This is a genomic window from Evansella vedderi (genome assembly GCF_030813435.1).
GTDB lineage: Bacteria > Bacillota > Bacilli > Bacillales > Salisediminibacteriaceae > Evansella > Evansella vedderi.
The window spans coordinates 1-7486 of sequence record NZ_JAUSUG010000048.1 but is presented as its reverse complement, the minus strand read 5'-3'; the positions used below and the strand labels follow the sequence as shown (position 1 = coordinate 7486).

At 36.8% G+C, this 7486-nt stretch carries 9 protein-coding genes; 5 read left to right on the top strand and 4 right to left on the bottom strand.

Features of this window, described 5'->3' with window-relative positions; genetic code table 11:
- Positions 1 to 357: 357 nt before the first annotated feature.
- The gene (sspI, locus tag J2S74_RS27100; protein ID WP_307332838.1) at positions 358 to 564 is read left to right on the top strand and encodes a small acid-soluble spore protein SspI; all 207 of its coding nucleotides are present in this window, start codon (positions 358 to 360) and stop codon (positions 562 to 564) included.
- A 73-nt stretch (positions 565 to 637) separates the two neighbouring features.
- Here sspI and J2S74_RS27095 read toward each other — a convergent pair whose 3' ends face one another.
- Together J2S74_RS27095 and J2S74_RS27090 are read right to left on the bottom strand one after the other, a co-directional pair.
- Positions 638 to 1714 carry a M42 family metallopeptidase gene (locus J2S74_RS27095; protein WP_307332836.1) on the bottom strand — a complete coding sequence of 359 codons (1077 nt, stop codon included), beginning with the start codon at positions 1712 to 1714 and terminating at the stop codon, positions 638 to 640.
- Positions 1715 to 1846: 132 nt separating this feature from the next.
- Positions 1847 to 2347, bottom strand: a complete 501-nt coding sequence (locus J2S74_RS27090; protein ID WP_307332833.1) for a dUTP diphosphatase — start codon at positions 2345 to 2347, stop codon at positions 1847 to 1849.
- A 194-nt stretch (positions 2348 to 2541) separates the two neighbouring features.
- Here J2S74_RS27090 and J2S74_RS27085 point away from each other — a divergent pair, with 194 nt between their 5' ends.
- The 4 genes from J2S74_RS27085 (at position 2542) to ligD (ending at position 6145) form a co-directional block, all read left to right on the top strand.
- Positions 2542 to 2925: a sigma-w pathway protein ysdB gene (locus J2S74_RS27085; RefSeq protein ID WP_307332830.1), complete on the top strand. Its 384-nt coding sequence runs from the start codon at positions 2542 to 2544 to the stop codon at positions 2923 to 2925.
- A 129-nt stretch (positions 2926 to 3054) separates the two neighbouring features.
- Positions 3055 to 3903 (top strand): non-homologous end joining protein Ku, encoded by an 849-nt coding sequence (ku, locus tag J2S74_RS27080; RefSeq protein WP_307332827.1) that lies wholly within the window; start codon positions 3055 to 3057, stop codon positions 3901 to 3903.
- 14 nt (positions 3904 to 3917) lie between these two features.
- Positions 3918 to 4859 carry an ATP-dependent DNA ligase gene (locus J2S74_RS27075; protein ID WP_307332824.1) on the top strand — a complete coding sequence of 314 codons (942 nt, stop codon included), beginning with the start codon at positions 3918 to 3920 and terminating at the stop codon, positions 4857 to 4859.
- A gap of 23 nt (positions 4860 to 4882) precedes the next feature.
- Positions 4883 to 6145 carry a DNA ligase D gene (ligD, locus tag J2S74_RS27070; RefSeq protein WP_307332821.1) on the top strand — a complete coding sequence of 421 codons (1263 nt, stop codon included), beginning with the start codon at positions 4883 to 4885 and terminating at the stop codon, positions 6143 to 6145.
- A 110-nt stretch (positions 6146 to 6255) separates the two neighbouring features.
- On the opposite strand, the gene J2S74_RS27065 is transcribed toward ligD, so the two are convergent.
- Positions 6256 to 6837: a TVP38/TMEM64 family protein gene (locus J2S74_RS27065; protein ID WP_307332817.1), complete on the bottom strand. Its 582-nt coding sequence runs from the start codon at positions 6835 to 6837 to the stop codon at positions 6256 to 6258.
- Between the two features lie 66 nt (positions 6838 to 6903).
- A complete protein-coding gene (locus J2S74_RS27060) occupies positions 6904 to 7176 on the bottom strand; it encodes a DUF1294 domain-containing protein (RefSeq protein ID WP_307332815.1) in 273 nt (90 codons plus the stop codon).
- Positions 7177 to 7486 lie beyond the last annotated feature (310 nt).

The window sequence follows — 7486 nt, the reverse complement described above, 5'->3', positions numbered from 1 at the left end:
TTATGAGAAGGTCACTCATAAAAGCCTTTAAAAGATGGCGACGGCTTTGCCATCTTTTCGAGAGACTGCCTCCAAAGGTAAAGAGCGACCTTTGGTTTATTGATGGCACGCTCGTCGCTCGGCTTTTATGAGAAGGTCACTCATAAAAGCCTTTAAAAGATGGCGACGGCTTTGCCATCTTTTCGAGAGACTGCCTCCAAAGGTAAAGAGCGACCTTTGGAGGCAGTCTCTCTTAAAATATTCTCAATTTTTCCCTTTTTACTACATATTTATACACGTTATCACTCATACTATAACAGAATTAGCAGCAAAACTCGATATAGCTGCTATTTTAGTCTATTTGAAAGGGAGATTGCCATGAGCTTTAATTTAAGAGGAGCTATTTTACAAAACGTTAGTGGTAATAGTCCACAGGAAGTGGAGGAAACCATCGTCGATGCCGTTCAAAGTGGTGAAGAAAAAATGCTTCCAGGATTAGGGGTATTGTTTGAAGTTTATTGGAAACAAGCAAGCGATCAAGAAAAACAAGAATGTATTAATCAAATTTCAAAAGGATTACAGTAATAATCTAATATAAGAGGGGTACCTTAAAAGGTTAAAACTTACCTTTTAAGGCACCCTCTTTTACTTTGGTGGTTTATTGAAAAGTGATTTCATTAACAGTATTTCTGTCTAGCTTCTTGATTACTTCCACAATTAGCTTCACTGCATTTTCAAAATCATCACGATGTAATATCGCTGCGTGTGTATGGATATATCGAGTTGCGATGGTGATAGACAAGGCCGGTACACCATTTGCTGTTAAATGAATAGCTCCGGAATCTGTTCCACCAGCAGCAACGGAATCAAACTGATATGGAATATTTTGCTCATCTGCAGTATTAGTTACAAAATCTCGGAGACCTTTGTGAGCCACCATGGATGCGTCAAACACGAGAATTTGTGGTCCTTTCCCCATTTTTGCTAGAGCATCCTTATCCGTCACTCCTGGTGTATCTCCAGCTATCCCCACATCTACCCCAAACCCGATATCCGGTTGAATTTGATAAGCAGAGGTTCTAGCACCGCGGAGTCCAACCTCTTCTTGAACAGTACCAACACCATAAACAATATTCGGATGCTGCTCATCCTTTAGGCGACGGAGAACCTCAATTGCAATGGCACAGCCAATACGATTGTCCCATGCCTTTGCCATGAGCATTTTTTCATTTTTCATAACAGTAAATTCACAAACTGGAACAATAGAATCTCCAGGCCTTACACCGAACTCTTGCGCCTCTTCCCGACTAGATGCACCAATATCAATATACATGTCCTTCTTATCAACAGGCTTTTTTCGAGCTTCAGGTGGCAGGATGTGTGGCGGTTTGGAACCGATTACACCAGGAACATTTCCATTACGTGTCATGATAGTAACACGTTGAGCTAGCATTACTTGCTCCCACCAACCACCTACTGGTTGGAACTTCACAAATCCATGTTTATCAATGGAAGTTACCATGAATCCAATTTCATCTAAATGGCCAGCTACCATAATTTTAGGGCCGGTAGCATCTCCCACTTTTTTTGCAATTAAGCTTCCAAGACCATCTTGCTCTACCTGGTCAGCAAATGGAGCAATATACTTTTTCATTACTTCTCTTGGCTCCCGCTCATTTCCAGGTATGCCGTTTGCATCCGTAAGTTCCTTCAGCATATGTAATAATTCATCCATTATTGTACCTCCTTATGTTAGAAAGAAAAGTTATAAAATTATGTCACTTGTTTATTATACCAGTTTTATTCCCTTTCTCAAATTTCGATATCCGAAATAAGGAAAAGCACTATACATATAAAATGCCTACTACTAATATCCCTGATTTTGCCGTTCATGATTCACTTCATTTTTTCTTTTATAAGCAGAAATAATATCTTCCTCTGAAAAACCTAATGCAGACCCAAGCTTTAAATATTGTCTAAACAAATTCTCATAATTTTCTTGATTTATATTTTGACGAAGTTCGTAAACAGATTCAATTACTCCATAAAAATAAGGGACTAAGGCCTCTCCGTTCATAGGGTTCATTACAGGAAAGGAAAAAGTAGTAATGTTATCATATTTAAGCTCTAGGCCAACAGATAAGATAAAATGAATGCCATCAACATATTCTTCCAGTACAATATGATCTGCAGATGGACCTTTTTCACTCCAAAATTTAAAACAGCGAGTTTCGTTTGCGAGCTCTCCTAATTCAACATGAAAAGCTAACAGCTTTCGATCTAGGAGAGCTGCATTCTCTAGTCTATGTTTCCTTTCGATATAGCTATCTAATTCCTTTTGCATCTTAAAAAGTCCATTAAAATCCATGGAAAACACCTTTCTTTAACAAATTCATGAAATAATTATAACAGAACAAAAAAAATTTGAAACCTTCTCCATGGTTATTCGTATATGATAGCAAAGGTGTATTTTTTTAATTAATTTAGAATAATAGGACTGCTTTTGAAGAGGGTATCCTTGGGTAAAAATAAATAAGACGGATCCTAAAGGGGAGATATTCCATGACAGTATTTTTATTTCGATTATTCCTCCTAATAGCCATAGGTATTATTGTGTTTAGTATTATAAAATATTTCTTAGATCCTCGAAGGAAGTTAGAAGCAGCATATAATCGAGGGGAATTTTATCTATTAGATGATACAGATAACGTTAGAAAGAATTTGTTAGTTACTCATAGGGGAGTCCTATTTGAGGGTGAAAAATATTTAGGGGCAACGGAGGAATCATTTGAAGTTACCTCCATCATGATTTGGACAGAACATACAGACAGATTGATGGGGTTGAGTAAAAAAGATTTTCACTTTATTGAAAAAGAGATACTTATTCATTATCCAAAAGCAGAAATAGAGTGGAGAAACCCTATCAAAGGCCTCCTTAAACAATAAATAAATAAAAAAAAGTACTTCCAAGGGCGACTTCAAGGGGTTAATAATTTACCTCTAGTAGTTGCCCTTTCCTATATTTAATCAAAAAAACATCATTGTACATACTAAAGTACAAGGAGTGTGATCACTATGCATACCATTTGGAAAGGAACTATTTCTTTTGGTTTAGTAAATATTCCAATCAAACTTCATGCAGCAACAGAAAATAAAGATGTAAAGCTCCGAAATCTCCATAAAGACTGTCATGCCCCAATTAAATACGAACGTACTTGTTCTGAATGCGGTCAGTCTGTATCAAATGATGATATTGTTAAGGCTTATGAATATACTGAGGGAAAATATGTAGTCCTTGATGAAGAAGAATTAGAATCCCTAAAGAAAGAACAAGAAGATAAGGCCGTTGAAATTATCGATTTCGTTCAGTTAGAGGAAATCGATCCGATTTATTTTGACCGAACCTATTTTGTAAGCCCTAATGAAGGCGGGTCTAAAGCGTATGCTTTATTAAGAAAATCCCTTCTTGATACTGGAAAAATAGGGCTTGCCAAAATAACCATTCGTTCTAAAGAAAATATGGCTGCAATACGTGTATACGGAAATACCCTTGTTATGGAAACTCTTCATTTCCCTGACGAGGTACGTGATGTGAAAAATGTACCGAATGTCCCTGAGGCTGGAGAGTTTCATGAAAAGGAACTAGAAACGGCCAAGACATTGATTGAGCATCTATCTGCTAAGTTTAACCCTGAAAAATATACCGATGATTACCGAATTGAATTGTTAGAGCTTATACGTCAAAAGGTGGAGGAAGACGAAGGCGTTACAAAACAGGAACAAACGAACGTTATTGACTTAATGGAGGCTCTAGAAAAGAGTATCGAAAAGGCTAAACCACAAAAAACAACAACGAAGAGAACGGTGAAAAAAACTACTGCCAAACCAAAAGTAACGAAAAAACCTACAAAGGAAGCAAAATAAGGTGAGAAAAATTTATGGATTTAGAATTAATCATTCCATTTGAACCAATGAGTTCATCAACTGTCCCTGCTGGAGAGGATTGGACGATGCAAATGAAGTGGGACGGAGTTCGGATTGTTACCTATTATGATGGAAAGGAAACTCGACTTTACAACAGAAAACAAAACGAAAGAACACAGCACTTTCCTGAATTATTGCAGGACTCCTATTGTAAAGCAAATTCTGTCATATTAGACGGTGAAGTAATTGCCTTAGGTGAACATGGACGTCCTTCCTTTCATCAGGTCATGCGGCGAGATGCCCTGAGAAAACTGGACAAGGTACAGATGATGAAAAATGTAGTGCCAGTATACTATATGATTTTTGATGTGGTTTATTATAATGGTCGTTGGATTAACGAATTACCTTTACGGGAAAGAATGGCGTTACTCTCTGAGATTATTGAGCCAACACCCAACATACAACTCACTACTTCCTACGAGGATGGGGAATCATTATATAAAGTAACAGAACAACAAGGGATGGAAGGAATTGTTGCAAAAAAATTAAACAGCAAATATGAATTGGGAGGTAAAAACAATAACTGGATTAAAATAAAGAATTTCCAAGATATAATTGCTGTAATTGGTGGGGTTACGTACCGAAATGGAGTAGTAAATGCAGTACTCCTCGGTTTGTATGATGAATCTGGGAACTTACATTATGTAGGACATGCAGGAACAGGAAAATTAACTCAGGAAGACTGGCAGTTAATTACTCAGTATGTTGAGAAATTAAAGGTGGAAGAACGGCCCTTTATTAATGAACCGGACAGGCTTAATAATTCTCAATGGATATCCCCCCAATTAACTGTAAAAATACAGTATATCGAATGGCCGAAGGGTCGGTCCATTAGGCAGCCAAGTATACAAGCATTTACCAGTGTCCCACCAGAAGAATGCAAATTGCCACAATAAAGGATTGTGGATGATAAAAAGGAATGAGTTTTATGAAAAAGACTACTGCTTTCCTCGAGCATTTGTCGAAAACAAAAACGAAATTTATCGGAAGTTTCTTTATAACCGGCTTTATAAAAGAAAGTTACCAAATTACCATTGGTATAAGAAGAAATAATGAAATAATTAATATAGGATCTTTTTCTAATGGGTTAGAAGAAAAAGAAAAAAATGCCTTAGTAGAAATAATCATGAGAAATAAAAAAAGTGATCGCGGTTCCTCCATTACAATTGATCCAGGCATTTGTGTAGAGTTGCAATTTAACAATATCATTAAGGATAAACTGCAGGAGCCAAAGTTCCTGAGGTTTCGAACAGATATGCACTGGGAAAATTGCACATGGGGGCAGTTAATATTAGACAATACGGATATTCATAAAGATGTAAACATGACAAATCCTAATAAACCGGTGTGGGAAGATCCATTTGTTAATAAGGAGCAATTTATTTCTTATTTACACGAAATTTCACCATATATACTTCCTTTTTTAGCAGGAAAGATTCTCACAGTGATTCGATATCCTCACGGTATCCGTGGGGAAGCTTTTTATCAAAAAAACAGTCCAGAATATGCCCCCAACTTTATCCAAACATACGAAGAAGAGGGTATTAATTACATTCATTGCAAAGATAAATCTACTTTGCTATGGCTTGGAAACCAATTAGCATTGGAATACCACATCCCTTTCCATCCAATTGGAAGTTCTTATCCATCAGAAATTGTTTTTGACCTTGATCCACCCTCAGTAGAGTATTTTGAATTAGCTGTAAAAGCCGCAAATGAAATGCACAAGCTGTTTGAGAAATTTAATATAACCAGCTTCCCTAAGCTTTCTGGAAATAAAGGATTACAGATCCACATTCCGATCCTCCATTCACCAATGTCCTACGAGGATACAAGGGTTTTCACCTCTTTTATCGCTAAATATTTAGTAGAGACGCATCCAGAGGATTTTACTATTGAACGGATGAAGAAAAATAGGGGGAATAAATTATATATTGATTACGTCCAACACTGGTACGGAAAAACAATTATAAGTCCTTATTCCACAAGGGGAAAGGAAGGGGCTAAAGTAGCGGCACCTCTTTTTTGGAAAGAAGTAAATAAATCATTAGAGCCTAGTGACTTTAATATTTTTTCCATAATGCCAAGAATCAAAAAATTAGGTTGTCCTTGGAAGGAATATTTTGATCAAGAAAATTCATCCATCCGTGAAATCATTGACTCTTTAAAAAAGCAAAAATAACTAGAAGAGGGTGTCTTAAAAGGTATGGTTTTAACCTTTTAAGACACCCTCGTAGTATTTGCGAGGAGTGGAGCAAATACCATCACTGTCTATAACTTAGGAAACTCTCTTTAATCAGATGTAGATTTAGCTGCAAAAAACCTATTCCACTTGTATGTTTCAGTGGCATTTCTTCCTAAATAATAAAATACCCCTATTAGGATTAGGAAAAAAAAGACAGATGCATAGATTGGCATATCTGTAATTGCCCGACCAAAAGCAGTATATAGGATGGAAGGCAATATAACCCCACCAAAGGAATATCGCATATATTCCTTAAAGGTAGAAGTCATTTCCATCAAGTATAAAGAAAGTAAATGAAAATGAACAAAGGGCATCATCCTTAAAATCATTACTTGCCCCAGTGTTAAGGTTCTATCTTTTAAAAGCTTTGTCTTTAATGTAGTAATTCTAGTGCGAAAGGATGGAAAAATATCTACTAATTTATAAAAGAAAAAGCTCATTAAGGTTAAGCCTAAAATGGAATAAATTGTTCCATGTACAAATCCAAACAAATATCCTCCTGCAATACAAACCACTATTACTGGCAGAAATAAAAACGGCCTGATTAAATGCACAATAATAAATAATACAGGTGCTAGCCAACCTGCTTCTTCAATGACATGAGGAATCGCCCCGTTGAACATATCCATGATGACTTCCCCCTCCTCCCTAACATGTCTATGTTATTTAAAACAAACTATGCTTGTATAGTTAAGTTACAAAAAATACAGTATTACAAGCATGAAGTGAATTCCTATTATTAATGGTAAGCCAATTAAAAATAGAGCTTTTTTTGTTTTATGGCGAAAAAACTTTAATCCTGCGAAAACACCTAATGCCCCTCCCAAAAGAGCAATAAGGAAGAGAGATCTCTCTGAAATCCTCCATTGTTTCGTTTTAGCACGCTGTTTATCGACACCCATCATCATAAAACCAAACCCATTAATGATAAAGATAATGAAAACAAAGATTAATAAGTGATCTTCCACTTTATTCTTCCTTCCTAATGATCTTATTCAAAAATACTTCAACGGTGCTGCTATTCCCCCATTAAAAAGCTTATGCAACAAAAAATGTTGACTGGATACGCTACGGGAGGACTGCGAGTATCGCTCTGGAGCTCTTTGTAACGCGAAGTTCTACCATCCACTCTTCCTCGCGTTTCAATATCCGTCGAGACAACTCGAAGCGTATTCAAGAAGCTGTGCTCCTGCGCCTCTTCGTTTGCTCGTCGCAGGTAATGAGTGCTCCTGCGCCTCTTCGTTTGCTCGTCGCAGGTAATGAGTGCTCCTGCGCCTC

Coding starts and splice junctions, on each gene's coding strand:
- sspI (WP_307332838.1), top strand. CDS start 358: ATGAGCTTTAATTTAAGAGGAGCTATTTTACAAAACGTTAGTGGTAAT.
- J2S74_RS27095 (WP_307332836.1), bottom strand. CDS start 1,714: ATGGATGAATTATTACATATGCTGAAGGAACTTACGGATGCAAACGGC.
- J2S74_RS27090 (WP_307332833.1), bottom strand. CDS start 2,347: ATGGATTTTAATGGACTTTTTAAGATGCAAAAGGAATTAGATAGCTAT.
- J2S74_RS27085 (WP_307332830.1), top strand. CDS start 2,542: ATGACAGTATTTTTATTTCGATTATTCCTCCTAATAGCCATAGGTATT.
- ku (WP_307332827.1), top strand. CDS start 3,055: ATGCATACCATTTGGAAAGGAACTATTTCTTTTGGTTTAGTAAATATT.
- J2S74_RS27075 (WP_307332824.1), top strand. CDS start 3,918: ATGGATTTAGAATTAATCATTCCATTTGAACCAATGAGTTCATCAACT.
- ligD (WP_307332821.1), top strand. CDS start 4,883: ATGAGTTTTATGAAAAAGACTACTGCTTTCCTCGAGCATTTGTCGAAA.
- J2S74_RS27065 (WP_307332817.1), bottom strand. CDS start 6,837: ATGGATATGTTCAACGGGGCGATTCCTCATGTCATTGAAGAAGCAGGT.